We start from the raw sequence: 26,962 nt of genomic DNA on the forward strand, positions 1-26,962 counted from the left end.
CCATGGCCACTATCCACGTAGACGGCAAAGATTTCGAAGTCGATGGTGCGGACAACCTGCTACAGGCGTGTCTGTCTCTCGGGCTCGATATCCCCTACTTCTGCTGGCACCCGGCGCTCGGCAGCGTCGGCGCCTGCCGCCAATGCGCGGTCAAGCAGTACAGCGATGAAAACGACAAACGCGGCCGGCTCGTCATGTCCTGCATGACACCGGCCACCGACAACAGCTGGATCTCCATCGACGATGAAGAAGCCAAGCAGTTCCGCGCCAGTGTTGTTGAATGGCTGATGACCAACCACCCGCACGACTGCCCGGTGTGCGAGGAAGGCGGTCATTGCCACCTGCAAGACATGACCGTGATGACCGGCCACAACGAGCGGCGCTATCGCTTCACCAAGCGTACGCACCAGAATCAGGAACTCGGCCCGTTCATTGCGCATGAAATGAACCGCTGCATCGCCTGCTACCGCTGCGTGCGTTATTACAACGACTACGCGGGCGGCACCGACCTCGGCGTCTACGGCGCACACGACAACGTCTACTTCGGCCGCGTTGAAGACGGCACGCTCGAAAGCGAGTTTTCAGGCAACCTCACCGAAGTCTGCCCGACTGGCGTGTTCACCGACAAAACCCACTCCGAACGCTACAACCGCAAGTGGGACATGCAGTTTGCACCGAGCATCTGCCACGGCTGCGCAAGCGGCTGCAACATCAGCCCCGGCGAGCGCTACGGTGAACTTCGCCGCATCGAAAACCGCTTCAACGGCTCGGTAAACCAGTACTTTCTGTGCGACCGTGGTCGCTTCGGTTATGGCTACGTCAACCGTGAAGACCGCCCACGCCAGCCTCAATTCGGCAAGCAGAAACTCGGCATTGATGCGGCGCTGGATAAAGCCGCTGAGTTGTTGCGTGGCAAGAACATCATCGGCATCGGCTCGCCACGGGCCAGCCTGGAAAGCAACTTTGCCCTCAGCGAGCTGGTCGGTGAAGCGCATTTCTACAGCGGTATTGCTGCTGATGAGCTGGCCAATATTCAGCTGATTCGCGACATCCTGCATAACGGCCCGCTGCCGGTAGCGTCGATGCGTGATGTTGAAAGCCATGACGCCGTATTCGTGCTCGGTGAAGACCTGACCCAGACAGCAGCGCGTCTGGCACTGGCCCTGCGTCAAACCGTGAAGGGCAAAGCCACTGAAATTGCCGCCTCGATGAAAATCCAGGACTGGCACATGGCGGCGGTACAGAACGTCGCTCAGGACGCACGCCACCCGCTGTTTATCGCCAGCGTAACCGCTACCCGCCTGGATGACGTTGCCGAGCAATGCGTGCATGCCGCGCCCGACGATCTGGCGCGCTTAGGCTTCGCCGTCGCGCACGCCATTGATCCGAGCGCCCCCGCAGTTAATGGCCTGGAGCCTGAAGCACTGGCGCTGGTCAAGCAGATTGCCGATGCCCTGCTCGCCGCCAAACGCCCGCTGATTGTCTCCGGTGCATCGCTGGGCAACCGGGCGATTATCGAGGCCGCTGCCAACATCGCCAGCGCCCTGAAAAATCGCGAGAAGAATGGCTCGATCAATCTGGTGGTTGCCGAAGCCAACAGCATGGGCCTCGCCCTGTTTGGTGGCAAATCACTGGACGACGCCTTGCAGGCGCTGACATCCGGTGCAGCCGATGCCGTGGTGGTACTGGAAAACGATCTGTATCACCGCGCTGATGCTGCCAAGGTCGATGCTGCACTTGCAGCGGCGAAGAGCGTGATTGTTGCCGATCACCAGCGCACCGCCACCAGCGACAAGGCGCACATGCTGCTCTCGGTCGCCAGCTTCGCCGAAGCCGATGGCACACTGGTGAGCAGTGAAGGCCGCGCTCAGCGTTTCTTTCAGGTATTTGAGCCAAGCTACTACGACGACAAGATTCTGGTTCGTGAAGGCTGGCGCTGGCTGCATGCCCTGCACAGCACTTTGCTGGAAAAGCCGGTTGACTGGACTCAGCTTGATGAAGTGACGGATGCCTGCGCCGCGAAAAACCCGCAACTGGCCGCTATTCGTGAAGCAGCGCCTGCTGCCACGTTCCGCATCAAGGGCCAGAAACTGGCGCGCGAGCCGCATCGTTACAGCGGCCGCACCGCCATGCGCGCCAACATCAGCGTGCACGAACCGCGTCAGCCGCAAGACAAAGACACAGCCTTTGCCTTCTCGATGGAAGGTTACTCGGGCAGCAAGGAAGACCGTCAGCAGATTCCATTCGCCTGGTCGCCGGGCTGGAACTCGCCGCAAGCCTGGAACAAGTTCCAGGACGAGGTCGGCGGTCATCTGCGTGCCGGTGATCCGGGTGTTCGCTTGCTCGAGACTGCAGGCAACGCCATGGCATGGTTCACTGTCAACGCGCCGTTCAATCCTGCCGCGGGCACCTTGCAAGGTGTGCCGCTGTATCACCTGTTTGGCAGCGATGAAACTTCCGCGCTGGCTAAACCGATCCAGCAGCGCATTCCAGGGGCCTATATCGCCTTGGCTAAAGCCGAAGCTGATCGTCTGGGCGTCAACGATGGTGCGCTGATCAGCCTGAACATCAACGGCCAGCCGGTGCGCCTGCCTGTGCAGATCAATGATGATCTGGCCATCGGTTTGGCGGGCTTGCCGGTCGGGCTTGCCGGTATTCCGGCGTCCATCGCTGGCAGCGTGCTCACCGATCTGAAGGAGGCTGTGCAATGAGCTGGCTTACTCCCGAGGTGATCGACGTGATCATCGCCGTGGCCAAAGCGGTGGTGATTCTGCTTGCGGTGGTTATCTGCGGTGCACTGCTGAGCTTTTTCGAGCGGCGTTTGCTCGGCTGGTGGCAGGATCGTTACGGCCCGAACCGGGTTGGCCCGTTCGGCAGCCTGCAAATTGTCGCGGATATGCTGAAAATGTTCTTCAAGGAAGACTGGACTCCGCCGTTCGCCGACAAGGCGGTGTTCATCATCGCCCCGATGATTGCATTCGCCGCGATGTTGCTGGCCTTTGCGATTATTCCGGTTACACCGAACTGGGGCGTTGCCGATCTCAACATCGGCATCCTGTTCTTCTTCGCCATGGCCGGTTTGTCGGTCTACGCCGTGCTGTTCGCCGGCTGGTCAAGTAACAACAAGTTTGCCCTGCTCGGCAGCTTGCGCGCCTCGGCCCAGACCATTTCCTATGAAGTGTTCCTGGCCCTGTCGCTGATGGGCATCGTCGCGCAGGTTGGCTCGTTCAACATGCGCGACATCGTCGATTATCAGGCGCAGCACCTGTGGTTCATCATTCCGCAGTTCTTCGGTTTCTGTACCTTCTTCGTCGCAGGTGTTGCGGTAACGCACCGTCACCCATTCGACCAGCCGGAAGCCGAGCAAGAACTGGCCGATGGTTACCACATCGAATACGCCGGGATGAAATGGGGCATGTTCTTCGTCGGTGAATACATCGGCATCGTCACCATCTCGGCCTTGCTGGTGACCCTGTTCTTCGGCGGCTGGCACGGTCCTTTCGGCATTCTGCCGCAGATTCCGTTTATCTGGTTCGCGCTTAAAACCTGCTTCTTCATCATGCTGTTCATTCTGCTGCGCGCCTCTATTCCGCGCCCACGCTATGACCAGGTGATGGCATTCAGCTGGAAGTTCTGCTTGCCGCTGACCTTGATCAACCTGCTGGTGACCGGCGCACTCGTGCTGGCCGCGGCCCAGTAAGGAGCTTTATATGTTTACTTACATCAAGGATGTCGTGCACGGCACCTACACCCAGCTTCGCAGCCTGGTGATGGTGTTCAGCCACGGCTTCCGCAAACGCGACACGCTGCAATACCCTGAAGAAGCAGTTTATTTGCCGCCGCGCTACCGTGGCCGTATCGTCCTGACCCGCGATCCCGACGGTGAAGAGCGCTGCGTAGCCTGCAACCTGTGCGCTGTTGCCTGCCCGGTCGGTTGTATCTCGCTGCAAAAGGCCGAGACCGAAGACGGCCGCTGGTATCCGGATTTCTTCCGCATCAACTTCTCGCGCTGCATCTTCTGCGGCCTGTGTGAAGAAGCGTGCCCGACCACCGCGATCCAGCTGACCCCGGATTTCGAGATGGGCGAGTACAAGCGCCAGGACCTGGTGTATGAAAAGGAAGACCTGCTGATCTCGGGCCCGGGCAAATACCCGGACTACAACTTCTACCGCGTCGCCGGCATGGCCATTGCCGGCAAGCCGAAAGGCGCTGCGCAGAACGAAGCCGAGCCGATCAACGTGAAAGGCTTGCTGCCCTAAGGACGAACAATGGAATTCGCTTTCTACTTCGCCGCGGGTGTTGCCGTGGCTGCCACGTTCAGAGTTATCACCAATACCAATCCGGTGCATGCCCTGCTCTATCTGATCGTCTCGTTGCTCGCCGTGTCCATGACCTTCTTTGCCCTCGGCGCGCCGTTTGCCGGCGCGCTCGAAGTGATCGTCTACGCCGGCGCCATCATGGTGCTGTTCGTCTTCGTGGTGATGATGCTCAACCTCGGACCAGATGCGGTCGAGCAAGAGAAAAAATGGCTATCGCCCGGCATTTGGGTGGGGCCTGCAATTCTCTCAACCCTGCTGCTGGCGCAATTGCTCTACGCACTGTTCGTCGAGCCCTCCGGCACGACTATCGGCGGCTCTACCGTCAGTGCCAAAACCGTGGGTATCAGCCTGTTTGGCCCGTATTTGCTGGTGGTCGAACTGGCTTCAATGCTGTTGCTTGCCGCACTGGTCGCCGCCTACCACTTGGGCCGCCACGACGCTAAGGATCTGACGCCATGAATGGAATTCCAATGGAGCATGGCCTCGCGCTTGCGGGCTTGTTGTTCAGCCTGGGCCTGATCGGCCTGATGGTACGGCGCAACATCCTGTTCGTGCTGATGAGTCTTGAAGTCATGATGAACGCCACCGCACTGGCCTTCATTGTCGCGGGGAGCCGCTGGGCACAGCCCGACGGCCAGGTGATGTTCATTCTGGTGATCACCCTTGCAGCCGCCGAAGCCAGCATTGGCCTGGCCATTCTGCTGCAACTGTACCGCCGCTTTAATACGCTCGATATCGACGCTGCAAGCGAGATGCGCGGATGAACCTACTATTTCTGACTTTCGTATTTCCCCTGCTCGGCTGGTTGCTGCTGTCGTTCTCACGTGGGCGCATTTCGGAAAATCTGGCCGCGCTGATTGGCGTGGGCTCCGTCGGCCTTTCGGCGCTGACCGCTGCCTGGGTGATCCTGCAGTTCAACATCAACCCGCCGGCTGATGGCGTATTCACCCAGGTGCTTTGGCAATGGATGGACGTCGACGGCTTCGCCCCGAGCTTCACCCTGTATCTGGACGGTTTGTCGGTGACCATGCTCGGTGTCGTCACTGGCGTCGGTTTTCTCATTCACCTGTTCGCCAGCTGGTACATGCGCGGCGAAGAAGGCTATTCGCGCTTCTTCTCGTACACCAACCTGTTCATCGCCAGCATGCTGTTTCTGGTGCTCGGCGATAACCTGCTGTTCCTCTACTTCGGCTGGGAAGGCGTGGGGCTGTGCTCGTACCTGCTGATCGGCTTCTACTACAAGCACACCGCCAACGGCAATGCGGCGCTGAAAGCCTTTATCGTTACGCGTATTGGTGATGTGTTCATGGCCATCGGCCTGTTCATTCTGTTCCAGCATCTGGGCACCTTGAACATTCAGGAACTGATGGTGCTGGCGCCGCAGAAGTATGTTGCCGGAGACACCTGGCTCTGGCTGGCCACCCTGATGTTGCTGGGCGGTGCAGTCGGCAAATCCGCACAGCTACCGTTGCAGACCTGGCTGGCTGATGCGATGGCTGGCCCGACGCCGGTTTCGGCGCTGATTCACGCGGCCACCATGGTTACGGCAGGTGTTTACCTGATTGCCCGCACCCACGGCTTGTTCTTGCTGACACCGGATATTCTTGAGCTGGTGGGCATTGTCGGTGGCGTGACCCTGGTCATGGCTGGCTTCGCGGCATTGGTGCAAACCGACATCAAGCGCATTCTGGCCTATTCGACCATGAGCCAGATCGGCTACATGTTCCTCGCACTGGGCGTAGGCGCATGGGACGCGGCGATCTTCCACCTGATGACCCACGCCTTCTTCAAGGCCCTGCTGTTCCTGGCCTCGGGCGCGGTGATCAACGCCTGTCACCACGAACAGAACATCTTCAAGATGCGCGGTTTGTGGAAGAAGCTGCCATTGGCCTACGCCAGCTTTATCGTCGGTGGTTCGGCGCTTGCTGCCCTGCCGTTGATTACCGCCGGTTTCTATTCCAAGGATGAGATCCTCTGGGAAGCCCTCGCCAGCGGCCACAGCTATCTGCTGTATGCCGGTTTGGTGGGTGCGTTCCTGACCTCGATCTACACCTTCCGCCTGATCTTCATCGCGTTCCACGGTGAGGCCAAGACCGAAGCCCACGCTGGCCACGGCATTGCCCACTCGCTGCCGCTGATGGTGCTGATTGTGCTGTCGACCTTCATCGGCGCACTCATCACCCCACCGCTGGCGGGTGTGTTGCCTGAGAGCGTCGGGCATGCGGGTGGTGAGGCGCAACACGGCCTCGAAATAACCTCCGGGGTGATCGCCATCGGCGGCATCCTGCTCGCGGCCATGCTGTTTCTCGGCAAGCGCAAAGTCGCCAGCAGCATCGCCCACAGCCCGGTTGGTCGCTTCCTTTCGGCCTGGTGGTTTGCCGCGTGGGGCTTCGATTGGCTGTACGACAAACTCTTTGTGCGGCCGTATTTGCTGATCACTCACTTGCTCCGGCGCGATCCGTTCGATCGCATTATCGGGCTGGTACCGCGTTTTGTCCGGGTGTGCAACGTGCTGCTGGCCAGCACTGTCACTGGCAAATTGCGCTGGTACGCCATGTCTATCGCTGGGGGCGCTGTGCTGGTTCTCGCCCTGTTGTTACTGAATTAAGGAAAACCGACAGTCATGATTCTGCCCTGGCTAATCCTTATCCCCTTTATTGGCGGCCTGTTGTGCTGGCAAACCGAGCGGTTCAGCAACACGCTGCCGCGCTGGATCGCCCTCGTCACCATGCTTCTGCTGTTCGGCTTTGGTCTGTTGCTGTGGATCACCGGCGATTTCACCCAGGCCCCAGCGCCAGGCGGTGATCCTGTGTGGGCTCACGAGTTTCAGGTGCAATGGATCCCGCGCCTGGGCATCACCTTGCACTTGGCCATGGACGGTTTGTCTGTGCTCATGGTCGCCCTCACCGGCCTGCTCGGCGTGCTTTCGGTGCTGTGCTCGTGGAACGAAATTCAAAACCGCGTGGGCTTCTTCCACCTCAACCTGATGTGGATTCTCGGCGGTGTTGTCGGCGTATTCCTCGCCGTCGACCTGTTCCTGTTCTTCTTTTTCTGGGAAATGATGCTGGTGCCGATGTACTTCCTCATCGCGCTCTGGGGTCATAGCGGCAGCGAAGGAAAGACCCGTATCAACGCGGCGACAAAGTTCTTCATCTACACCCAGGCCAGCGGCCTGATCATGCTGATTGCAATTGTCAGCCTGGTATTTGTGCACTTCGACCAGACCGGCGTATTGACCTTCAACTACGCCGATCTGCTGAAAACGAAAATGTCACGTTCGACCGAATACCTGCTGATGCTTGGCTTCTTCGTCGCCTTCGCGGTGAAGTTTCCGGTGGTGCCGTTTCACTCCTGGCTGCCGGATGCGCATGCGCAGGCACCTACGGCGGGGTCGGTTGACCTGGCCGGTATTCTGCTGAAAACCGCAGCCTACGGCTTGATCCGCTTTGCCTTGCCGCTGTTCCCGCATGCCTCGGCCGAGTTCGCGCCGATTGCCATGTGGCTCGGTGCATTTGCGATCATTTACGGCGCCTTGCTGTCGTTCGCGCAAACCGACATTAAACGCCTGATCGCCTACTCCAGCGTCTCGCACATGGGTTTTGTACTCATCGCTATCTACTCCGGCAGCGAAATCGCCATGCAGGGCGCGGTTGTGCAGATGATGGCCCACGGTTTGTCAGCGGCCGCCCTGTTCATTCTCTGCGGCCAGCTCTATGAGCGCCTCGGCACGCGGGACATGCGTGAAATGGGCGGTATCTGGGGGCGCATGCCCTGGCTTCCGGCAATCAGCCTGTTCTTCGCCGCTGCCGCGCTGGGCATGCCCGGCACCGGCAACTTTGTCGGCGAGTTCCTGATCCTGATCGGCAGCTTCCCGGTTGCCCCCTGGCTCACCGCGATTGCGGCCACCGGCCTGGTATTTGGTTCGGTCTACTCGCTGATCATGATTCACCGCGCCTACTTCGGCCCGGCCAAATCCGACGCACCGCTGGCGGGCCTGAAAGCCCGTGAATTGAGCATGGTGCTGGGTCTGGCTGCGCTGCTGGTGTTGCTTGGCGTGTATCCGCAGCCGGTGCTCGACACCTCCGCAGCCAGTACGCACGGCGTACAGATGTGGATGAGCAACGCCCTTAATCAACTCGAACTGGCTCGGTAAGTAGTTTTATGGATCTCACAATTCAACACTTCCACGCGCTGCTGCCACTGCTGATTACCAGCATCACCCTGATTGCGGTGATGCTCGGTATTGCCTGGAAGCGCGACCATGCGCTGGCGTTCGGCATTTCGGTGATCGGCCTCAATCTGGCGCTGTTTTCAGTGTTCATTGCCGCCAGCGCTACCCCCATCGAAGTCACGCCGCTGCTCAAGATCGACAAGTTCGCCTGTTTCTACATGGCGCTGGTACTCGCCTCGACGCTGGCCTGCGTCACCCTGATCCACGCCTACCTTGGCAACGAGCCGGGCAAAGGGTATCCGGGCAATCGCGAAGAACTCTATCTGCTGATGCTGCTCTCGGCGGCGGGCGGTCTGGTGCTGGTCAGTGCTCAGCATCTGGCGGGGCTGTTCATTGGCTTGGAACTGCTGTCGGTGCCCAGCTACGGGATGATCGCGTACGCGTTCTTCAACAAGCGTTCGTTGGAAGCCGGTATCAAGTACATGGTGCTGTCGGCGGCGGGATCGGCCTTCTTGCTGTTCGGCATGGCGTTGCTCTATGCCGAAGCTGGCAGCCTCAGCTTCAACGGCATCGCCGCGCTGCTGACCAACAGCACCGCACCTGCGCTGATTGTTGAAGTGGGCTTCGGCATGTTGCTGGTTGGCCTCGCCTTCAAACTCTCGCTCGTACCGTTCCACCTGTGGACGCCGGATGTCTACGAAGGTGCGCCCGCCCCGGTCGCCGCCTTCCTGGCAACGGCCAGCAAAGTGGCGGTGTTTGCGGTGCTGCTGCGTCTGTATCAGATGTCGCCGGCCGCCAGCGGTGGCTGGATGAGCGACCTGCTGAGCCTGATTGCCATCGCCTCGATTCTGGTCGGTAACCTGCTCGCCTTGTTGCAGAACAACATCAAGCGCCTGCTGGGTTATTCATCCATCGCCCACTTCGGCTATTTGCTGATCGCCCTGATCGCCAGCAAGGGCTTGGCCACCGAGGCTATCTCGGTGTACCTGATGACCTACGTGCTGACCACCTTGGGCGCATTCGGCGTGATAACCCTGATGTCGACGCCCTTCACCGGCCGCGATGCCGATGCGCTGTACGAATACCGCGGGCTGTTCTGGCGCCGTCCGTACCTCACAGCAGTACTGACGGTGATGATGCTCTCGCTGGCCGGTATCCCGCTCACGGCAGGTTTTATCGGCAAGTTCTACATAATCGGAGTGGGTGTGCAATCGCAGCAGTGGTGGCTACTCGCTGCATTGGTGGTGGGCAGCGCGATTGGCGTTTTCTACTACCTGCGCGTCATGGTTACCCTGTTTCTGGTTGAACCAAACCTGCGTCGCCACGATGCGCCGTTTGACTGGGGCCAGCGCGCTGGCGGGATGATGCTGATGATTGTTGCCTTACTGGCGTTCATTCTCGGCGTTTACCCGCAACCGTTGCTGTCGCTGGTAGCCAACATGGGCCTCGGCTAAGAGGCTTGTTGCGCGGCGTGCGGCCATCCTGGCGCACGCCTCAGCCTCAAAACCGTTACATCCCCTCGCGCGCTATTCAGCGCTGCATGCGCCTCTCGGCCAACGTACAGAAGAACTCGACATACTGCTGATAACCCCCGGCGAAGATGACATCGAGGCGCAGCGGATCGTCTGCGTCGGTGATGTTGACAAGCCCGGGCCACGGTTGCAGGTCGGCCTGCTGCGCATAGCGCTGTAAATAGGCGACATCAACCCCGGGCCTCTTCACCTCACCAGCGCTGCTGTCGATATACACCACCTGATTATCACGCTCGAACGACTCGCCCAACGCCTGCACCACGCTCAGGAATCCGCGATCACTGCCGCCACGTTGCTGTTCAGCTCCATTCTCAGCGGCGCTGGAACTGAGCGTGTCGCCGACTCCGACAATGCGCGGCATCAGCGCGCGGTCGAAGTTCTCATTGGCCAGCGCCAGCAAGCCATCGAGATCACGTGGGGCCTGTCGCGCATTGAAGTCTTCACCCAGCGGGTATTCGCCGGTTTTGCTGAAGTAGTAATGGTTGAGGATCACCAGCACCCCGACTTCCTTGATCGCGCCGGTGAGCATGAATTGAAAATCAGTGGTCCCGGCATTGTCTTCACTGGCGGGTTTCAAGCGCTCAAACCCTTGGCTGTCGCAGCCTGAGTTGGGCGCATAGTGCGTGAAAAAACAGCCTTCGAGGCCCTGCTCGATCGCCTCGCGGTGCAGCGCGTCGAGGAAGCTGGCGAGGTCATTTTGCAACTGGCGGTAAAGCCCGTTTGATGCTGCAAAATGCCGGTAGAACGCATTGATGTTAACCGTGGGTGACGCCAGATTATCCAGCACGGTCGAGGCAATCAGCCGCTCGGCTGTGGCGCTGTCCAGGCAATATGGCGCACTGCTGAGTCGCGCTCGCAAGAAAGCTGCGGCCTTGTGCGGAACTTGCTGCAAAAACGCTAATTCGGCGTCCGATACGCCCGGATGCGTCACAACGCCAAAACGGTCTTGCAGTTGCACGCCGCCGGCGGCCAAACCCGGCAGATAAAGACCCTCCTGCGCCGCTAGAGACGGCGTGGCACAAGCCCTTTCAACAATCGGGTTCACGCCTCGACTGCCGATATGCTCGCCGTTTGTGAGTACATAGAATTGGCCGGCAAGGCGCGCTGCGGCAGCGATATAACGCGGCTCGATCTGGCGAGTCAGCGGATCGCCAACCAGCTGCATGCAGACGCCGTCGAGGTCTTGAATAATCAGCAGTTGATCGGTCGCCGACAGCGATTCGAGCAGTTCGGTGGAATCGAGGGAATACCCTTTTTGATAATCAGCCATGCAACCATGTTAACCGCGTGGAGCGATTGAGCCCAAGTGCTGGGCGGCAGGCTGGTCTTGGCGTGTATTGATCAGAAGGAGCTGATTGAGCGGTATAGAGGCAGGATTAGCGGGAAAAGATGTGCAGCGAAAGGCGGATGAACAGAGTGTTCATCCGCCCTGCGAAGGTGCTTACAGAACCATCGCCGCGACCCAGCCGAAGATAATCAGCGGGATGTTGTAGTGCAGGAAGGTCGGCACCACGCTGTCCCAGATATGGTTGTGCTGGCCGTCGATGTTTAGGCCCGAGGTTGGCCCCAGTGTCGAATCAGACGCGGGCGAGCCGGCATCACCCAGCGCACCAGCGGTGCCGACGATGCAGACAATGGCGATCGGACTGAAACCCAACTGCACGCCCAGCGGCACGAAAATCGCGGCAATGATTGGCACCGTCGAGAACGAAGAGCCAATGCCCATGGTCACCAGCAAACCCACCAGCAGCATAAGCAACGCGCCAATGGCTTTGTTGTTGCCGATCAGCGTGGCGGCGCTGTCTACCAGACTCTTCACATCGCCGGTGGCACGCATCACTTCGGCGAAACCTGCGGCGGCGATCATGATGAAGCCGATCATGGCCATCATCTTCATGCCTTCGGTGAACAGGTCATCGGCTTCTTTCCAGCGCACCACGCCGGAAACAGAGAAAATCACGAAACCGGCCAGCGCCCCGATAATCATCGAGTCGAGCCATAGTTGCACCACAAACGCCACGGCCACAGCAACGCCGGCAACCAGCAAGCTTTTGGGGTTGTAGCTGACGTCTGCGCGCTCGACCTGCTCGATTTTCTCAAGGTCATATACGCGCTTCTTGCGGTAGCTGAACAACACGGCCACCAGCAGGCCGCAGAGCATGCCCAGTGCAGGCAAGGCCATTGCGTGCGTCACGCTGATACCGGTGATATCGACACCGGCCTTGGCGACGTTACCGAGCAGAATCTCTTTCAGGAAGATCCCGCCAAACCCTACCGGCAAGAACATATAAGGCGTTACCAGACCAAACGTGAGCACGCAGGCGATCAGGCGACGGTCGAGCTGCATTTTGCTCATTACATACAACAGCGGCGGAACCAGCAGCGGAATGAAGGCAATGTGAATCGGCAGAATGTTCTGCGAAGAGATCGCCACGCAGAGCAGCAGCGCCAGCAAAATCCACTTCAACGGCCCGGCGCCCTGCTGTTCTTGCTTGCCGACCATGGTCAGGGCTTTATCTGCCAGCGCATGCGCCATGCCAGACTTGGCGATGGCAACTGCGAATGCACCCAGCAGCGCATAAGACAATGCAACCGTAGCACCGCCACCCAGGCCATCGTTGAAGGCCTTCAGCGACCCTTCGATACCCAGCCCGCCGATCATGCCACCGGCCAATGCGCCGACAATAAGTGCGACAACCACGTGCACCCGGCACAAGCTCAGGATCAGCATGATGCCGACCGCTGCAATTACTGCGTTCATTACTCGCTCCCAAATGGCCGCCAGCCCAGCATTCACGCGCGGGCGACGCTGAAAAAGGCGCGTACTCTGCCGCAAGCAACCGGTGCTGTCAAAACACCATCGCTAATCCCATGACCTGCAGCAAGCCATTGCCCACCCGCGCATTGCTGGTTAGCCTGCAGAATTCCCTCTCAAAGGACCTGTCATGCTCAACATCGTTCTGGTTGCCGGTTCCAGCCGTGCCAACAGCCAATCAGCAAAAGTCGCCCGCCATCTGCAACAACGACTGATCGAACTCGGCCACACAGCAGACCCCATCTGCAGCGTGCTCGACCTTGGAGAAGCGCCTCTGCCGCTCTGGCCAAGTGAAAATCCGGGACCGTGGCAGCAATACAGCCAACGCCTGCAAGCCTGTGATGCGCTGGTGGTGGTTGCGCCGGAGTGGAACGGCATGGCCTGCCCGGCAATCAAGAACTTCTTCATCTTTGCCAGCAAAACCGAATTGGCGCATAAGCCGGGCCTGCTGGTCGGCGTTTCGTCCGGCATCGGCGGCGCCTATCCCATTGCTGAGCTGCGCGCCTCAAGCTACAAGAACTGCCGGTTGTGCTACCTGCCCGAACACTTGATCGTGCGTAACGTCGAGGCGCTGATGAATGAGGGCCACACGGCCAGCGACGCGGACGAACGCATCCGCCAACGCGCCGACTATGCACTGGATATTCTGTGCAAATACGCCGAAGCACTTAAGCCTGTGCGCGAGAGCATCAGCTTTGCCAACCCGGCGTTCACCAACGGCATGTGAACGGGCAATCGGTTTAACCACGGAAAAGTGAGGTAAATCGCTGTAGCGCTTCACTTTTCTGTAAAGAATAGACATACCTAGCCGATAGATGGGGTAACCAGAGATAAACCCAAAGGTGCCTCCATGCTGTTCCGTCGGCTCTCCATCCAATTGAAAATCTCCTTGCTGGCAGGTCTTTGCCTGTTTGCCGTGGTGGTCCTGCTGGTCAGCGCGTCCATGCTGCAAAGCAATCGCACTGCCGAATTTGTCCGCACCTCAAGCAGCGAAATGCTCAGGGAAAGCGCCGAGAAGCGTCTGGAATCCCGTGCCGAACTGCAGGCAATCCGCATTCAGCGTTACTTCATGGATGCCTATCAGTACGGCCACGGTTTTTCCCGCCAGGTGTTGTTTCTGCGTGATCAAGCCAACAAGCGCTTTCTCGACGCCTTTGACCTGCGCGAAGACATGACGCGCCAAGTGCGCAACAGCCTTGAAGCCAACCCATCGATTCTCGGTTTGTATCTTGTGTTCGAGCCGAATGCATTGGATGGCAAGGATGAGCTGTTTGCCGAGCAGCCTGAGCTTGGCAGCAACGACAAGGGCCGCTTCTCGCTTTACTGGTCGCAACCAACGCCTGGCGAGCTTGAGTCCAGCACAATGACTGAAACCGAGCTCAACAACACCGAAATCGGGGCCAGTGGCGCACCGTACAACACCTGGTACACCTGCCCGCGCGACACCGCCAAGGCCTGTGTACTTGAGCCCTACTTTGATGATGTGGCGGGCAAACAGGTGCTGATGACCAGCATCGCTTTCCCACTGTTTCTCGACGGCAAGGTCATTGGTGTGATGGGCCTGGACATCAGCCTAGACAGCCTGCAAAAACTCAGCACCGATGCCAGCTCAAGCCTGTATGACGGCACCGCCAATATCAGCATTTTCAGCCCGTCGGCATTCCTCGCCGGGCACAGTAAAGATGCCGGCATGCTCAGCAAGAAAGTCGCCGAGGCTTATCCGCAGCAAGCCGCCGAGCTGCTGCCGCTGATCAATAACGGCCAGGCCGCCACGCTCAACCACGGAGATTCCTTGCGCGTGGTTGCGCCGTTTAAACCCATCCCGGAGGCCGGCAACTGGAGCGTGCTGATTGAAGTGCCGCAAAAGGTGCTGCAAGCACCAGCACTCGAACTGGAACAACAACTCGACTCGCGCAGCACCACAGACAGCAGCGTTTCGCTGTTAATTGGCCTGGTCGCGATACTGGTTGGTCTGGGGCTGGTCTGGCTGACCGCGCTGGGCGTGACCAAACCGATCCGTGGCGTTTCCAACATGCTCAAGGATATTGCCTCGGGCGAAGGCGATCTGACGCGCCGCCTGACCTACAACAAAGCCGATGAGCTGGGTGAATTGGCGGGTTGGTTCAACCGTTTCCTCGACAAGCTGCAGCCGATCATTGCCGAGGTGAAACACAGCGTGGTGGATGCGCGCGGCACGGCCGACCAGTCTGCGGCGATTGCCAGCCAGACCAGTGCGGGCATGCAGCAACAGTTCCGTGAAGTCGATCAGGTGGCCACAGCCTTTCAGGAAATGAGCGCAACTGCGCATGACGTCGCGCAAAGCGCAGCACAGGCAGCCGATGCGGCCCGTAGCGCTGATCAGGCGACACACGAAGGTCTGGGCGTTATCAACCAGACCACCTCCTCGATCGAGTTGCTGGCCAATGAGATGAGCGTGGCCATGGAAGAAGTCGAGGGGCTGGCCACCAGCAGCGAACAAATCGGTTCGGTGCTGGAAGTGATCCGCTCGATTGCCGAGCAAACCAACCTGCTCGCGCTCAACGCAGCTATCGAGGCGGCGCGCGCCGGTGAAGCCGGTCGTGGTTTTGCGGTCGTGGCCGATGAGGTGCGCAATCTGGCGCGCCGCACACAGGATTCAGTCGAAGAAATTCGTCAGGTAATCGAGAACCTGCAAGGCGGCACCCGTGAAGTGGTCAACACCATGCAGAGCAGCCATCGCCAGGCTCAGGGCAGCGTGCTGCAGGTCGAGCAAGCGGTAGCCGCGCTGCAACGCATCAGTCAGGCGGTGAGTGTGATTACCGACATGAACATGCAAATCGCCAGCGCCGCCGAAGAGCAAAGCTCGGTGGCCGAAGAGATCAACCGCAACGTGGCCTCGATTCGCGATGTCACCGAGTCGATCACCCTGCAAGCGGACGAAAGTGCGCAGGTCAGCCAGAACCTCAACCGGCTGGCCAATCAACAACAGGGCCTGATGGATCAGTTCCGCGTCTGAACCTGATCTGCCACAAACAACAACGCCCGGTGGAGTGCATCGGGCGTTGTTGTTTGGGCGTAATTAAATATGCGGACGCATCGGCAGCGTGATCTGTACGCGCAAACCGCCGAGATCACTTTGCTCAAGCTCAATGCTCCCGCCCCAGGCCTCGACAATATCGCGCACAATGCCCAGCCCAAGGCCGTGGCCGCTGACTTGTTCATCCAGCCGAATGCCGCGGCTGAGCACCTCACTGCGTTTCTCTTCGGCAATTCCGGGGCCGTCATCATCGACCCGGATGCAATAGCCCTGCGCCGTAGTCTCGATGTGCAGTTCAACCTGACTGTTTGCCCACTTGCAGGCGTTGTCGAGCAAGTTGCCCAGCAGCTCCAGCACGTCTTCGCGATCACGCGCCAGTCGCAGACCCGGTTTGGCGTGCCACTGCAGATTGATATCGCGCCGGTGAATCATCGCCAGTGTCGAAACCAGGCTTGGCAATTCGCGATCGCAGTCGAAATAGGCACCCGGCAATACATCACCGGCTAACCGCGCACGACCCAACTCCCGGCCCATGCGCTGCTCTATCTGCTCGAGCTGATCTTCTAGGTTCTTGCGAATCTCGGGTAACTGCACCAGCTCCTCACGCGAAGCCAGACTGAACAGCACCGCCAGCGGGGTTTTCATGGCGTGGCCGAGATTGCCCAGCGCATTGCGCGAACGTTTGAGGGTTTCTTCGGTATGGGCCAACAGATGGTTGATCTGACCTACCAGCGGCATCAGTTCTTCCGGCACCTCGTTATCCAGCTCGGCGCGTTGCCCTTGCTGCAATTGGGCGATCTGTTTGCGGGTCTGCTCAAGTGGACGCAACGCGCGGTGCACCAGCCAGCGTTGCAGCAACAACAGCACGAACAGCGCGGCAATGCCCATCGCCAAACCGATCTGCTGAACACGCCTGACGCTTTTGAGAACCGGCGTGTAGTCCTCGGCCACGTAAATCGAAAGCGGCTTGCCGAAGCGCTGATAATCGCCGCGATAGGTCAACAGTTTTTGTGCTTGCGGGCCGTCGCCCAAGGCCTGCTGTAAACCGGGGGTACTGGAGGGCTTCAGTTCGCTGTCCCACAGTGAACGAGAACGCCAGGTTTGCCCTGGCGCATCAATGCGAAAGTAATGGCCAGAGTATGGCCGCTGGTAGGAAGCGCTGAGTCGGGTTGAGTCGAGCAGTATTCCTTCCGGGCCGCGCACCAGCGCCAGCAAGAGGGTTTGCGCCTCATCTTCGAGGCCGGATTGCAGGTAGCTGCGCAGGCTTTTATCAAACAGCCACACGCTGGTCTGGGCCAGCAGCAGGCCGACGACCAGCAACATGGCGATCAGGCCGATACTTAACTGGCGCTGGATCGACTTCAAGCCATATCACCTGTGAACCGATAGCCCTGGCCACGTCGCGTCTCGATGGCATCGCGGCCCAACTTACGGCGCAGATGATTGACGTGAACCTCAATCACGTTGGAGTCGCGTTCACTCTCGCCGTCGTAGAGATGATCGGCAAGGTGGCTCTTCGACAGAATTCGCCCCGGATGCAGCATGAAATAGCGCAGCAAGCGGAACTCGGCAGCGGTCAGATCGACTTCCTCGTCGCCCCGGTGCACGCATTGGCGGCTCTCATCAAGGCGTAGGCCGGCGGCTTCGATGTGCGATTGATTGGCCAACCCATGTGCACGGCGCAGCAATGACTGAATTCGTAATTGCAGCTCTTCCGGGTGGAAGGGTTTACTCATGTAGTCGTCGGCACCAGCCTTGAGGCCTTCAATGCGCTCAGACCATGAGCCGCGCGCAGTCAGCACCAACACCGGCATGCTCAAGCCTGTTGCACGCCACTCCTGCAATACCTCAAGCCCCGGTTTGCCGGGCAGACCGAGGTCAAGAATGACCAGATCATAGGGTTCAACCGCGCCCTGGCTCGCGGCATCACGGCCATCCGCCAGCCAATCAACTGCATAGCCCTGGCGGCTCAGGCTGGCGACCAACTCGTCGGCCAACGGCACATGATCTTCAACCAATAGCAAACGCATTCAGTCGTCTTCCTCATCCTTCAGGATTTGCCCGTTATGGGCATCCAGATCCAGTTCGCGCACCACACCTTCCTGCGTCAACAACTCGACTTCGTAGACCAGCACGCCATGCTCATCCTCAAGCTCTGCACCCAATAGCGTCGCCATCGGATAACGCTGCAAGGCGGGTTGCATCAACTGTTCCAGCGGCATTATGACACCTTCACGGCGCAGCCTGAGGGCTTCGTCCTGATCCAGGTCTTTGGCGTGTGCGCTCAAGGCCAACGTCATCACGACTAATGCACTGCACAAGACAACGGATTTCATGAGGCGTCCGGCACTTGGTCAATCAACTGCGCATCCGTGGCGTCCAGCGTCAGAGCCCAGCCAACACCCTTTTCATCCTTAACTTCAACCTTATAGCGATATTTGCCATAGGCTTCCTCGACACTGCCCCGGCCAATTCGCGCACCCGGCAACTGGTCTTGCACCGCCTGATGCAATTGCTCAAGCGGGCGAATAGTGCCGGTCTCGAGCAAATGCTGGGTCTCACCGGCACTCAGTACGCGTGCCTGAGCCATGCCGGCGACGGCCAGAACCAGCGCGACCACCATGACTGCAATAAGACTTTTCATATTGATACCCATATATTCGTTTAGCTTCGAAACAACACTATGGGCATTGACTTAATTGAAGCTGAAAATAGCCGGATCATCAGCAAGCTGGCTTGTAAGCGGCCATTCACCGGCTGAAGTCACTTGGCCTGCTCGCTCTGCGCTCTATAATCGCCCATCGGCTGGAGGACACGCATGAGCGCCATTCATATCAAATCCCGGGCATTGACCCTTAAGGCAGGTCATCGCGCCTTGCACAAAATTCGCCAGCAAGGGCTGCAACCTGCCGATGTCGGCATAATTCCGGGTGCGGCGGGCGGACCCAAGGCGCTGGGCATCCAAGGGCTGGATCTGGCCCTGTTCGGCGACTGGCTGCAACGTGTGCCCCGGCAACGCTCGCTGATCGGTGCCTCGATCGGTTCCTGGCGATTTGCCAGCGCCTGCTTGCCGGATTCCGCACAAGGCATTCGCAGGCTTGGCGAGTTATACACCTCGCAACGATTCGCCAAAGGCGTGACCATGGCGCAGGTGTCCGCCAGTTGCCGGCAAATGCTCGATGAATTGTTCGACGGCCAGGACCAAGCGGTACTCGACAACCCGAATTACCGACTGAATATCCTCGTGGTCAAAAGCCATGGCCTGCTCGCGCTGGATCAGCCGCGCTCACTCGGGTTGGGGCTGGGCGCGGTGATTGGCAACAACATGCTCGGCCGTGCACGGCTGTCGCGCCATTTCGAGCGGCTGATCATGCACGACGCACGCTTGCCGCCGCCGCTACAGCCACTGACCGATTTCCCTTCACGCTACCTGCCACTGGATATCGGCAATCTGCGCCATGCCTTGCTGGCCTCCGGCTCGATTCCTCTGGTGATGGAAGGCGTGCGTGACATTCCGGGCGCTGGCGCCGGGACCTATCGTGATGGCGGCTTGCTCGACTATCACCTTGACCTGCCTTTTCAGGGCGAAGACATCGTGTTGTATCCGCACTTCACCGACCGGGTGATTCCCGGCTGGTTCGACAAGACCATGCCCTGGCGGCGTGCCGATGCGTCGCGCATGCAGGATGTATTGCTCCTTGCGCCGTCGCAGGCGTATCTGGCCAGCCTGCCGTTTGCCAAGTTGCCTGATCGTAAAGACTTCAAACGGTTCTTGGGCGACGATCTGGGACGTGAACGTTACTGGCGCAAAGCCATGAGCGAGAGCCAGCGGCTGGGCGATGAGTTCCTCGAATTGGTGGAAACAGGCAAGCTCGCAGAGCAGATAACACCCCTGATTTGAACGGTCCGGCCAGTGAAACCCATGGTGTGATTAGCTAGAAACTCCCTTAAAACACCTGTTTTATTGCGCTGGATCAATTCATTTCACTTTTTTATTGAATTCTCAGGATTTTTCCGAACCCGCATGTGACTTCTTGGTCAACTCAAGTCATCAACACCTATAACTGGTCAATGTGCCGCGCTGCACCGCCTGGCCGTTAGGAATACTGGGATTTACTCGGAGAACCGACCCATGAATGCTCCACTGCGTTTCAACGAAGCTCTGCTGATTGCCGACCGCGCTTTTCAACCTTTTCAATGCGTGGCCTGGTCACCACAAAATGGCACTGACGCGATTTCGCTCACTGTTATCGACCGCACCAGCACCCGTGCACTCAACCGCACCCAGCTGTCGAGCCTGACTTACAGTGACCCGGCCCAACTGGCTCAGGCGTTGATCGCCTCACGCGAAGAACTCAGCCGTCAGGGTTATACGCTAGCCCCGTGGAGCATGCCGGAGTAATTCCGCGCTGCAAGTGGCTTTACAGCCAACAAGGGCGCGTGCCTGAACGCACACGCGCCCTGCTCCACCTCCCCTCGTTCATTCGCCGTACTTGGCAATATCTGTGGGTTTATTGACCTTGTTGCCAGCCTCTCTCTGAGCGCAAACTGTTGCCAACACTCATTCGGGGTTGCCAATGGACTCGCTCAAAACAATCGCCTGCCTGATCTATCCGGACGTCATGAGCCTCGACGTCACCGGGCCGCTGCAAGTCTTTGCCTCCGCCAACGTAGAGCGCCAGCGTCAGGGTTTGCCGGCGTATTACCGCATCACCGTATTGGCGCAAACCCCTGGCCCGGTAGCCACCTCGGCCGGTTTTGCTATCGTCGCCGATCAAGCGCTGGCAGACACAGCGCCAAACTCACTGGACACCCTGCTGATACCGGGTGGAATTGGCGAGACAGCGCAATGTGCCAACCTGCAGTTGCTCAATTGGCTTGCACTCGGCGAGCCGCACATCCGCAGACTTGGTTCTGTCTGCTCGGGCGCATTGATCCTGGCCGCAGCCGGATTACTGGATGGCTGCAAGGCAACCACGCATTGGGCCGATATCGACACCTTGCGCAGCCGCTATCCGCAAGTCGAAGTTAGCGCGGACCAACTGCATACCTACGACCCGCAAGACCTCAACGGCTCGGCGCACCTGTTTACATCGGCGGGCGTTACCGCCGGGATTGATCTTGCGCTGGCTTTGATCGAAGCCGATCTGGGCCGGCCAATGGCATTGGCTGTGGCCCGGCGGTTGGTGATGTTCTTGCGCAGGCCCGGCGGCCAGAGCCAGTTCAGCGCCCTGTTAACGCCCGAGCCCAGTCGGGTGCCCCGCCTTGCTGCCTTGCTTGAATGGATACCGCACAACCTTAACGCCGACCTTTCACTCGAGACACTTGCCGAGCAGGCGCACATGAGCCCGCGCACGCTGTCGCGCCTGTTTGTCCAGGAGTTGGGCGTCGGCCCTGGCCGTTATGTCGAGCAAGTGCGGGTCGAATCTGCGCGCAATCTGCTTGGCGCCGGCCATGTATCAATCAGCACCGTCGCGCGGCTTGCAGGATTCGGCCACCCGGAAAACCTGCGCCGCAGTTTTCACAAGCATCTGGCAGTGAGCCCGCAAGAGTACGCCGAGCGCTTTGGAGCGCGTCAACTGGCCAGCCATTAATCAGCAACTTAACCGACCGTACACGGAGCCAACATGCTCGAACTACGCCCTAACTGTGAATGCTGCGATTGCGACCTGCCATTCGATGCCGACAACGCGCTGATTTGCTCGTTTGAGTGCACGTTCTGCGCGCATTGTGCGCAGACCACGCTCAAAGGCAAATGCCCAAACTGCGCCGGTGAACTGGTGCGTCGCCCTCGCCGCCCAAGCGAGAAAATCCAGCGCTTTCCGGCCTCGACCACACGCGTCCACGCTACCAAATGACGTGCCGATTACCGGTGCAGAACAGCCCGCATCAATACGATTGAATCTAAGGTTGAGACCCATGCTGCTCCTTGAAAACCGCACTGTGCTGCGCCTGTTTATTTGCCAGGCCCTGTATTGGAGTTGCGCAATGGTCGGGATTACCCTGACTGCGCTAATCGGCCTGCAGCTTGCACCGCTGAATATCCTCGCGACCCTGCCGCTGGCGTTATTGGTGCTCGGAAACTTAATGGCTGTACAGCCGTTATCGGTGTTCATGCAACGCAGGGGCCGGCGCGCTGGCTTCATGCTGGGCGCCGCCTGCGGCGTAGTTGGCGGCTTGATCAGCGCACTGGGTGTATGGCTGGGGGATTTCACCTTGCTGTGCTTAGGCGCATTGCCGATTGGTGCGTATCAGGCGTCTTCTATGTTCTATCGGTTTGCCGCGCTGGAAGCTGTGAGTGAGTCAGAAAAAGGCCGTGCCACAGCCTATGTCATTGCCGGTGGCGTGGTCGCCGCCCTGATTGCACCGAGCCTGATGCAGTTGTCTAAAACTCTCATCAGCGCACCCTTTGTCGGCGCCTACCTGCTGGTTGCTGTGCTGGCGGCCGGCGCAGGGCTGATTCTCTCGCAGCTGGCGGGCGGCAGCCTCATTGCCCCCGCGCCCGGCGGCTTTGGCGCCATGCGCGAGCTGCTCACGCGGCCCATAGTTCGGGCGGCGATAACCACGACCGCAGTCGCCCACGGCTTAATGATTTTGGTCATGAACGCAACGCCGCTGGCCATGCAGATGTGTGGATTTGCAATCGAGCAAAGCACACAGGTAATTCAGTGGCATTTGCTTGGCATGTTTCTGCCCGCTTTTTTTGCTGGCCCTTTGGTCGATAAACTTGGCAGCCTGACGGTGGCGGTGCTCGGCGCGCTGATTCTGTTAGCCAGTGCCGGCATCGGTTTCAGCGGGATTGGCCAGGCGTACTTTATGATCAGCTCAGTACTGCTGGGCGTCGGCTGGAACCTGATGCTCGTCGCGGGCACCACATTGCTTGCACAAGGCTATGCAGCCCATGAACGTGGCCACGCACAAGGCTTGATGGAGCTGAGCAATGGCAGTGTCGCCGCCCTCTCCTCATTTGCCTCGGGCGCACTGATAAACAGCCTTGGCTGGGGGGCGGTGAATATCGGGATGCTGCCGCTGATTATTCTTGCACTGATGATGCTCTGGCCGGTACGCGGCGGCAAAGCGCAGCTGTCGGGCTCATAAACCCAACCATCACCGGAGGTCACGGGCCATCAAGCAATGGCTCGAACCCCAGGCCTGAAAGCTTTCAAGCGCCGTCCATCCGCGCGCAGCGTAGTAGTCTTGGCGGTCGTGGGTGTGCAGATACAAGCGCTCGACGCCTTGCGCTTGCGCTGTTGCACAAATCCTTGCCACCAGTTCTTCCGCCAGGCCATGCCCGCGCGCATGGGGCGCCACATACACACACGCCAACCATGGGCCGAGATCTGCCCGCTGCTGCAAATCATTCGTCGCCAATGCAGCGCTGCCCAGCAACTGCCCGTGCTCATGGGCAATCAGGGTCAGCCAGTCGCCATTGATCTGGCCATCGGCAAACTCGGCCTGCCACTCGTCCAGGCTCTGCCCGGCATATTCATAGCTGAATTGCTCATACAACCACTGCGCCAGTCGATCGCTGTGCTGCATATGACTGACAAGCCAGTCCATCTCAATCATCGGTACGCCTTACACATGTCGGTTCCTGCTTTAAAAAGCCCTGCCTGTGTGATCGTTGTATTGGCCGTGCAGGAACTTGATATTATTGATTGCGGGCTATGACAGCACAGGGCCACTATAGTTAGACTATAGGCTCACCACCCCGCGTAAAGTCCGCCGGCTAATTCTGTTCGGTGAAGTAGAGTGTAAATGCAGTCACTGAGTGATTTTGCGGTGCTCGATAGCGCCAACGATGACCCGCTAAGCAGTATGGTCCGTCTTCTTCGCCAACAGCTCGGGCTTAAGTCCGCACTGATATCGGTCGGCAAAGGCGCCCATCTGATATCCCGCGCGCTCGACGGAGCCCCTGTAAGCACTGCTTTGCTGCTCAATAGCCTAACCTCCTCCCTGAACACCACCGACAGCATTTTAACCGTTACAGATGCTCAGTCTGATGCCCGGATAAACCGTGCAGCGCTCGCCGAGTCACCTTCGTTGAGATTCATTGCGGCCTGCCCGCTGCGCGCGGTTGAAGGTGAGTTGCTCGGGGTTCTGTGTTTGCTGCACGACGAGCCTTATGTTCTGGATGCGGCGCAACATGCCAGCCTGCTGGTCGTCGCCCGCTTTGCAGCGCAGTTTCTTGAGCAAGAAGCGCAAATCGCCCGCCAAGCGCAGGAACTTGAGGCGCTGCGCGACAGTGAGCGGCGCATGGCGCTGGCCATTTCCGGCAGCGGAACCGGTGTTTGGGACCGCAATGTGCTCAGCGGCGAGATTTACTATTCGAGCGGCTGGAAAGCATTGCTCGGCTATGCCGACCATGAAATTGGTAACCGCATCGAAGAAAGTTATACCCGCGTGCACCCGGATGACCTGGCCTATGTTAAAGCGACCATAGCCGATCACCTGCAACATCGCACCGGTGAGTACGAAGTTGAACACCGGATACGCTGCAAAGATGGCAGCTACAAGTGGGTATGCAGCCGTGGCAAGGTGGTCGAACGTAATGCGGCAGGTGAATCACTGCGCATGGTCGGCACAACGACCGACATCACCTCCAAACATGAGCTGAGTGAGCAGTCGCGCAAAACCGCCACTCTGCTCACTGATCTCACCGATGAAATTCCGGGAATGGCTTTCCAGTTTCAACGCAGCGCCGACGGCGACCTGCGGTTTACCTACGTCAGCGCGGGCAGCTACGAGCTGTTCGGTATAACCCCTGAACAACTGCTGAGCGATCCGCACGCCTTGCGCAGCACGATTCACCCACAGGATCTGGCGGGATACCTGCACTCCTTCGACAGCACCACGCGAGATCTCACGCCTTGGCACTATGAATACCGAGTGCTGATTCCCGGCCGTGGAGTGGGCTGGCGCCAAGGCGATGCGCGGCCCAAACAAATGCCGGACGGCAGCGTGCTGTGGCACGGGTTCATTGCCGATATCAGCCCCCATAAGAGCATCGAGGCTGAACTGCAGGTCTTTGCCACAACCGACTCACTCACCCAGCTTTCAAACCGGCGCTGGTTTCTGGTGCAGCTCGAGGCCGAGCTGAACAGCGTGCAACGCAAAGCTGAGCACGGCGCCGCCCTGCTGATGCTGGACTTGGATCACTTCAAAAAGATCAACGATCAGTGGGGCCATACCGTGGGTGATCAGGTGTTGCGCCATTTCGCCAAACTGCTGCGCGCCCAACTGCGTATCTCAGACACAGCTGGCAGGCTTGGCGGTGAAGAGTTTGCCGTGGTACTCAGCAATGCCGATACCCCAAAAGCTGCCAAATTCGCCGAGCGCCTGCAAGAGGAGCTGAAAAGCGCCCCTCTGATCCACGACGGGCAGGCGATTCACATGACCGTAAGTGTCGGTATCGCAGCGATCAGTCCATCAGACGATAAAGTCGAAGTTTCGCTGTCACGCAGTGATATCGCGTTGTATCGCGCCAAACGCAATGGCCGTGACCGTATTGAGTGCTACGACTAACCCATAGCTGTTTGCGCAGCAGACCGCAGCTGCCCGCGTCAACAAAAAAGGCGCCTCAAGGGGCGCCTTTTGCACATCAACGAGGCCTGCTTACTGTTAGTAGTAAGCATTTTCCTTGTTGCTGTGGTCAGTCACGTCACGCACACCTTTAAGCTCGGGGATACGCTCCAGCAGCGTTTTCTCGATGCCTTCCTTGAGCGTCAGGTCAGCTTGACCACAGCCCTGGCAGCCGCCACCGAACTGCAGAACCGCGATGCCTTCATCAACGACGTCAATCAGGCTGACCTGACCGCCGTGGCTGGCAAGCCCCGGGTTGATCTCGGTCTGAAGGTAATAGTTGATACGCTCGTTGAGCGGGCTGTCTTCGTTAACCATTGGCACCTTGGCATTTGGCGCCTTGATGGTTAGCTGGCCGCCCATACGATCCGTGGCGTAATCAACCACGGCATCTTCCAGAAATGGCTCGCTGACAGCGTCGATCCATGCGGTGAACGAAGCCAGGCCAATTGCGGTGTCTTCAGGCTTTTGCTCGCCCGGCTTGCAATAGGCAATGCAGGTTTCGGCGTATTGCGTACCCGGTTGGGTAATAAACACCCGAATACCTATGCCGTCAGTGCTCTGCTTGCTCAGCAGGTCAGCCAGATAATCGTGTGCCGCATCAGTAATAGTAATAGTGCTCATGGCAACTCCTCACAAACATGCATCCAGTGTACGCCAACCTGCCTTGCGGGATAAAGCCCGAGTAAAAAAGTCAGGTTAATTTCAGTGTAACAATCGCGCGAGCACGCTCTCTATCAAACGGATATCCAATTCGAGAAAACCTGTATGAAAACGGCCCTTTCGTCGCTGCTTGCAGTGCTGGCCTTGGGTTCAGCCGCCTATTCTGCTGCCGCGGTGCATTACAGCAGCGGCGAAACCAGCACTGCGCTGCTTGAAGTCTACACCTCTGAAGGCTGTAGCTCATGCCCGCCAGCAGAGGCGTGGCTGAGTCAGCTGGTTGATGAGCCAGGACTGTGGCGCGATTTTATACCGCTGGCGTTCCATGTCGATTACTGGGATCAGCTCGGCTGGGCTGACCGCTTCGCCAATCCAGCGTACAGCGCGCGCCAGCGTGGTTATGCGCAAATCGGCAGTGCCCGTGCGGTTTACACGCCAGGCTTCATGCTCGCCGGACAGGAGTGGCGTGGCTGGTTCGAGAACAAGACCCTGCCTGTGACAAAGGGGCAAACGGTTGGGGTGCTGGATCTGAAGCTGGACAAAGATAACGTCGAGTTATCGTTCAAGCCGCAAACCACCGCGCCAACCGACATGATCGCGTATGTCGCGCGTTTGGGTTTTGATCTGGACAGCAAAGTGGTTCGCGGCGAGAACGCCGGCAAACTACTGCACCATGATTTTGTTGTGTTGTCGCTGCAGCAGGTGGCGGCCAAGCAGCCGCTGAACTGGTCGACACGCTTGTACCCCAACGAGCAAGGTAAGCGTCAGGCGATTGTTGCGTGGATCAATCAGCCAGGGCAGCTGCAGCCTTATCAGGCAGTGGCCGGCTGGATTAAAAGGTAAATATGCCTGTTTGTCTTCGAGCCG

Annotated in this window: 25 protein-coding genes; 17 read left to right on the forward strand and 8 right to left on the reverse strand. The window is 58.8% G+C overall.

Annotated elements, in window-relative coordinates; all coding sequences use genetic code 11:
• Nucleotides 1-2: 2 nt before the first annotated feature.
• The 8 genes from nuoG to nuoN are packed head-to-tail and all read left to right on the forward strand — an operon-like array spanning nucleotide 3 to nucleotide 9,944.
• On the forward strand, nucleotides 3-2,711 hold the full coding sequence (gene nuoG / locus FEZ62_RS18845; protein ID WP_172929411.1) for an NADH-quinone oxidoreductase subunit NuoG: 2,709 nt from the start codon (nucleotides 3-5) through the stop codon (nucleotides 2,709-2,711).
• Nucleotides 2,708-3,700 (forward strand): NADH-quinone oxidoreductase subunit NuoH, encoded by a 993-nt coding sequence (gene nuoH, locus FEZ62_RS18850; RefSeq protein WP_090512023.1) that lies wholly within the window; start codon nucleotides 2,708-2,710, stop codon nucleotides 3,698-3,700. The genes nuoG and nuoH overlap by 4 nt, the downstream gene beginning before the upstream one ends.
• Before the next feature lie 10 nt (nucleotides 3,701-3,710).
• Nucleotides 3,711-4,259 (forward strand): NADH-quinone oxidoreductase subunit NuoI, encoded by a 549-nt coding sequence (gene nuoI / locus FEZ62_RS18855; protein ID WP_069900254.1) that lies wholly within the window; start codon nucleotides 3,711-3,713, stop codon nucleotides 4,257-4,259.
• A 9-nt stretch (nucleotides 4,260-4,268) separates the two neighbouring features.
• Complete coding sequence (nuoJ, locus tag FEZ62_RS18860) at nucleotides 4,269-4,778, forward strand: NADH-quinone oxidoreductase subunit J (protein WP_172929412.1); 510 nt, start codon at nucleotides 4,269-4,271, stop codon at nucleotides 4,776-4,778.
• The gene (nuoK, locus tag FEZ62_RS18865) at nucleotides 4,775-5,083 is read left to right on the forward strand and encodes an NADH-quinone oxidoreductase subunit NuoK (RefSeq protein ID WP_069900252.1); all 309 of its coding nucleotides are present in this window, start codon (nucleotides 4,775-4,777) and stop codon (nucleotides 5,081-5,083) included. The genes nuoJ and nuoK overlap by 4 nt, the downstream gene beginning before the upstream one ends.
• Nucleotides 5,080-6,927, forward strand: a complete 1,848-nt coding sequence (gene nuoL, locus FEZ62_RS18870) for an NADH-quinone oxidoreductase subunit L (RefSeq protein ID WP_172929413.1) — start codon at nucleotides 5,080-5,082, stop codon at nucleotides 6,925-6,927. The genes nuoK and nuoL overlap by 4 nt, the downstream gene beginning before the upstream one ends.
• A 15-nt stretch (nucleotides 6,928-6,942) precedes the next feature.
• Entirely contained in the window at nucleotides 6,943-8,472 is a 1,530-nt protein-coding gene (gene nuoM / locus FEZ62_RS18875) for an NADH-quinone oxidoreductase subunit M (protein WP_172929414.1), read from the forward strand.
• Between the two features lie 8 nt (nucleotides 8,473-8,480).
• Nucleotides 8,481-9,944, forward strand: coding sequence for an NADH-quinone oxidoreductase subunit NuoN (gene nuoN, locus FEZ62_RS18880; protein ID WP_172929415.1), 1,464 nt, complete (start codon nucleotides 8,481-8,483; stop codon nucleotides 9,942-9,944).
• A gap of 76 nt (nucleotides 9,945-10,020) precedes the next feature.
• Here nuoN and stpA read toward each other — a convergent pair whose 3' ends face one another.
• Complete coding sequence (gene stpA, locus FEZ62_RS18885; RefSeq protein ID WP_172929416.1) at nucleotides 10,021-11,292, reverse strand: glucosylglycerol 3-phosphatase; 1,272 nt, start codon at nucleotides 11,290-11,292, stop codon at nucleotides 10,021-10,023.
• A gap of 171 nt (nucleotides 11,293-11,463) precedes the next feature.
• On the reverse strand, nucleotides 11,464-12,783 hold the full coding sequence (locus FEZ62_RS18890) for a Na+/H+ antiporter family protein (protein ID WP_069900247.1): 1,320 nt from the start codon (nucleotides 12,781-12,783) through the stop codon (nucleotides 11,464-11,466).
• Between the two features lie 184 nt (nucleotides 12,784-12,967).
• On the opposite strand from FEZ62_RS18890, the gene FEZ62_RS18895 reads away from it, so the two are divergent.
• Both FEZ62_RS18895 and FEZ62_RS18900 read left to right on the forward strand, forming a co-directional pair.
• Nucleotides 12,968-13,564 (forward strand): NAD(P)H-dependent oxidoreductase, encoded by a 597-nt coding sequence (locus tag FEZ62_RS18895; protein ID WP_172929417.1) that lies wholly within the window; start codon nucleotides 12,968-12,970, stop codon nucleotides 13,562-13,564.
• 123 nt (nucleotides 13,565-13,687) lie between these two features.
• The gene (locus tag FEZ62_RS18900) at nucleotides 13,688-15,832 is read left to right on the forward strand and encodes a methyl-accepting chemotaxis protein (protein WP_172929418.1); all 2,145 of its coding nucleotides are present in this window, start codon (nucleotides 13,688-13,690) and stop codon (nucleotides 15,830-15,832) included.
• Between the two features lie 63 nt (nucleotides 15,833-15,895).
• On the opposite strand, the gene FEZ62_RS18905 is transcribed toward FEZ62_RS18900, so the two are convergent.
• From FEZ62_RS18905 to FEZ62_RS18920, 4 genes are read right to left on the reverse strand one after another with little or no spacing between them, the layout of a single operon-like run.
• Nucleotides 15,896-17,218, reverse strand: coding sequence for an ATP-binding protein (locus FEZ62_RS18905; RefSeq protein WP_172929419.1), 1,323 nt, complete (start codon nucleotides 17,216-17,218; stop codon nucleotides 15,896-15,898).
• Nucleotides 17,215-17,883, reverse strand: a complete 669-nt coding sequence (locus FEZ62_RS18910) for a response regulator transcription factor (RefSeq protein WP_172929420.1) — start codon at nucleotides 17,881-17,883, stop codon at nucleotides 17,215-17,217. The genes FEZ62_RS18905 and FEZ62_RS18910 overlap by 4 nt, the downstream gene beginning before the upstream one ends.
• On the reverse strand, nucleotides 17,884-18,189 hold the full coding sequence (locus FEZ62_RS18915) for a PepSY domain-containing protein (RefSeq protein ID WP_172929421.1): 306 nt from the start codon (nucleotides 18,187-18,189) through the stop codon (nucleotides 17,884-17,886).
• On the reverse strand, nucleotides 18,186-18,497 hold the full coding sequence (locus FEZ62_RS18920; protein WP_069900389.1) for a hypothetical protein: 312 nt from the start codon (nucleotides 18,495-18,497) through the stop codon (nucleotides 18,186-18,188). Before FEZ62_RS18920 ends, FEZ62_RS18915 begins: the two co-directional genes overlap by 4 nt.
• A 174-nt stretch (nucleotides 18,498-18,671) precedes the next feature.
• Here FEZ62_RS18920 and FEZ62_RS18925 point away from each other — a divergent pair, with 174 nt between their 5' ends.
• The 5 genes from FEZ62_RS18925 (at nucleotide 18,672) to FEZ62_RS18945 (ending at nucleotide 22,951) form a co-directional block, all read left to right on the forward strand.
• Complete coding sequence (locus FEZ62_RS18925; protein ID WP_172929422.1) at nucleotides 18,672-19,754, forward strand: patatin-like phospholipase family protein; 1,083 nt, start codon at nucleotides 18,672-18,674, stop codon at nucleotides 19,752-19,754.
• Nucleotides 19,755-19,985: 231 nt separating this feature from the next.
• A complete protein-coding gene (locus tag FEZ62_RS18930; RefSeq protein WP_069900240.1) occupies nucleotides 19,986-20,255 on the forward strand; it encodes a hypothetical protein in 270 nt (89 codons plus the stop codon).
• A 175-nt stretch (nucleotides 20,256-20,430) separates the two neighbouring features.
• A complete protein-coding gene (locus FEZ62_RS18935) occupies nucleotides 20,431-21,447 on the forward strand; it encodes a helix-turn-helix domain-containing protein (RefSeq protein ID WP_172929423.1) in 1,017 nt (338 codons plus the stop codon).
• A gap of 33 nt (nucleotides 21,448-21,480) precedes the next feature.
• Nucleotides 21,481-21,711 (forward strand): DUF1272 domain-containing protein, encoded by a 231-nt coding sequence (locus FEZ62_RS18940; protein WP_172929424.1) that lies wholly within the window; start codon nucleotides 21,481-21,483, stop codon nucleotides 21,709-21,711.
• Between the two features lie 64 nt (nucleotides 21,712-21,775).
• Entirely contained in the window at nucleotides 21,776-22,951 is a 1,176-nt protein-coding gene (locus tag FEZ62_RS18945) for an MFS transporter (RefSeq protein WP_242454999.1), read from the forward strand.
• Between the two features lie 9 nt (nucleotides 22,952-22,960).
• On the opposite strand, the gene FEZ62_RS18950 is transcribed toward FEZ62_RS18945, so the two are convergent.
• The gene (locus tag FEZ62_RS18950; RefSeq protein WP_172929426.1) at nucleotides 22,961-23,422 is read right to left on the reverse strand and encodes a GNAT family N-acetyltransferase; all 462 of its coding nucleotides are present in this window, start codon (nucleotides 23,420-23,422) and stop codon (nucleotides 22,961-22,963) included.
• 189 nt (nucleotides 23,423-23,611) lie between these two features.
• Here FEZ62_RS18950 and FEZ62_RS18955 point away from each other — a divergent pair, with 189 nt between their 5' ends.
• Nucleotides 23,612-25,378: a diguanylate cyclase gene (locus FEZ62_RS18955; protein WP_242454994.1), complete on the forward strand. Its 1,767-nt coding sequence runs from the start codon at nucleotides 23,612-23,614 to the stop codon at nucleotides 25,376-25,378.
• Nucleotides 25,379-25,474: 96 nt separating this feature from the next.
• On the opposite strand, the gene nfuA is transcribed toward FEZ62_RS18955, so the two are convergent.
• Complete coding sequence (gene nfuA / locus FEZ62_RS18960; protein ID WP_069900234.1) at nucleotides 25,475-26,059, reverse strand: Fe-S biogenesis protein NfuA; 585 nt, start codon at nucleotides 26,057-26,059, stop codon at nucleotides 25,475-25,477.
• A gap of 144 nt (nucleotides 26,060-26,203) precedes the next feature.
• On the opposite strand from nfuA, the gene FEZ62_RS18965 reads away from it, so the two are divergent.
• Nucleotides 26,204-26,938: a DUF1223 domain-containing protein gene (locus FEZ62_RS18965; RefSeq protein WP_172929427.1), complete on the forward strand. Its 735-nt coding sequence runs from the start codon at nucleotides 26,204-26,206 to the stop codon at nucleotides 26,936-26,938.
• Nucleotides 26,939-26,962 lie beyond the last annotated feature (24 nt).

It is taken from the genome of Pseudomonas sp. MS19 (assembly GCF_013277615.1).
Classification (GTDB): Bacteria; Pseudomonadota; Gammaproteobacteria; order Pseudomonadales; family Pseudomonadaceae; genus Aquipseudomonas; species Aquipseudomonas marincola.

What these genes read in the sequence shown, in the direction of transcription:
- FEZ62_RS18965 (WP_172929427.1), top strand. Translation starts at nt 26,204, where the DNA reads ATGAAAACGGCCCTTTCGTCGCTGCTTGCAGTGCTGGCCTTGGGTTCA.
- FEZ62_RS18920 (WP_069900389.1), bottom strand. Translation starts at nt 18,497, where the DNA reads ATGAAAAGTCTTATTGCAGTCATGGTGGTCGCGCTGGTTCTGGCCGTC.
- FEZ62_RS18890 (WP_069900247.1), bottom strand. Translation starts at nt 12,783, where the DNA reads ATGAACGCAGTAATTGCAGCGGTCGGCATCATGCTGATCCTGAGCTTG.
- nuoH (WP_090512023.1), top strand. Translation starts at nt 2,708, where the DNA reads ATGAGCTGGCTTACTCCCGAGGTGATCGACGTGATCATCGCCGTGGCC.
- FEZ62_RS18955 (WP_242454994.1), top strand. Translation starts at nt 23,612, where the DNA reads ATGCAGTCACTGAGTGATTTTGCGGTGCTCGATAGCGCCAACGATGAC.
- nuoN (WP_172929415.1), top strand. Translation starts at nt 8,481, where the DNA reads ATGGATCTCACAATTCAACACTTCCACGCGCTGCTGCCACTGCTGATT.
- FEZ62_RS18895 (WP_172929417.1), top strand. Translation starts at nt 12,968, where the DNA reads ATGCTCAACATCGTTCTGGTTGCCGGTTCCAGCCGTGCCAACAGCCAA.
- FEZ62_RS18935 (WP_172929423.1), top strand. Translation starts at nt 20,431, where the DNA reads ATGGACTCGCTCAAAACAATCGCCTGCCTGATCTATCCGGACGTCATG.
- nuoK (WP_069900252.1), top strand. Translation starts at nt 4,775, where the DNA reads ATGAATGGAATTCCAATGGAGCATGGCCTCGCGCTTGCGGGCTTGTTG.
- FEZ62_RS18930 (WP_069900240.1), top strand. Translation starts at nt 19,986, where the DNA reads ATGAATGCTCCACTGCGTTTCAACGAAGCTCTGCTGATTGCCGACCGC.
- nuoJ (WP_172929412.1), top strand. Translation starts at nt 4,269, where the DNA reads ATGGAATTCGCTTTCTACTTCGCCGCGGGTGTTGCCGTGGCTGCCACG.
- FEZ62_RS18950 (WP_172929426.1), bottom strand. Translation starts at nt 23,422, where the DNA reads ATGATTGAGATGGACTGGCTTGTCAGTCATATGCAGCACAGCGATCGA.
- nuoM (WP_172929414.1), top strand. Translation starts at nt 6,943, where the DNA reads ATGATTCTGCCCTGGCTAATCCTTATCCCCTTTATTGGCGGCCTGTTG.
- nfuA (WP_069900234.1), bottom strand. Translation starts at nt 26,059, where the DNA reads ATGAGCACTATTACTATTACTGATGCGGCACACGATTATCTGGCTGAC.
- nuoG (WP_172929411.1), top strand. Translation starts at nt 3, where the DNA reads ATGGCCACTATCCACGTAGACGGCAAAGATTTCGAAGTCGATGGTGCG.
- FEZ62_RS18940 (WP_172929424.1), top strand. Translation starts at nt 21,481, where the DNA reads ATGCTCGAACTACGCCCTAACTGTGAATGCTGCGATTGCGACCTGCCA.
- FEZ62_RS18925 (WP_172929422.1), top strand. Translation starts at nt 18,672, where the DNA reads ATGAGCGCCATTCATATCAAATCCCGGGCATTGACCCTTAAGGCAGGT.
- nuoL (WP_172929413.1), top strand. Translation starts at nt 5,080, where the DNA reads ATGAACCTACTATTTCTGACTTTCGTATTTCCCCTGCTCGGCTGGTTG.
- stpA (WP_172929416.1), bottom strand. Translation starts at nt 11,292, where the DNA reads ATGGCTGATTATCAAAAAGGGTATTCCCTCGATTCCACCGAACTGCTC.
- FEZ62_RS18915 (WP_172929421.1), bottom strand. Translation starts at nt 18,189, where the DNA reads ATGAAATCCGTTGTCTTGTGCAGTGCATTAGTCGTGATGACGTTGGCC.
- nuoI (WP_069900254.1), top strand. Translation starts at nt 3,711, where the DNA reads ATGTTTACTTACATCAAGGATGTCGTGCACGGCACCTACACCCAGCTT.
- FEZ62_RS18910 (WP_172929420.1), bottom strand. Translation starts at nt 17,883, where the DNA reads ATGCGTTTGCTATTGGTTGAAGATCATGTGCCGTTGGCCGACGAGTTG.
- FEZ62_RS18900 (WP_172929418.1), top strand. Translation starts at nt 13,688, where the DNA reads ATGCTGTTCCGTCGGCTCTCCATCCAATTGAAAATCTCCTTGCTGGCA.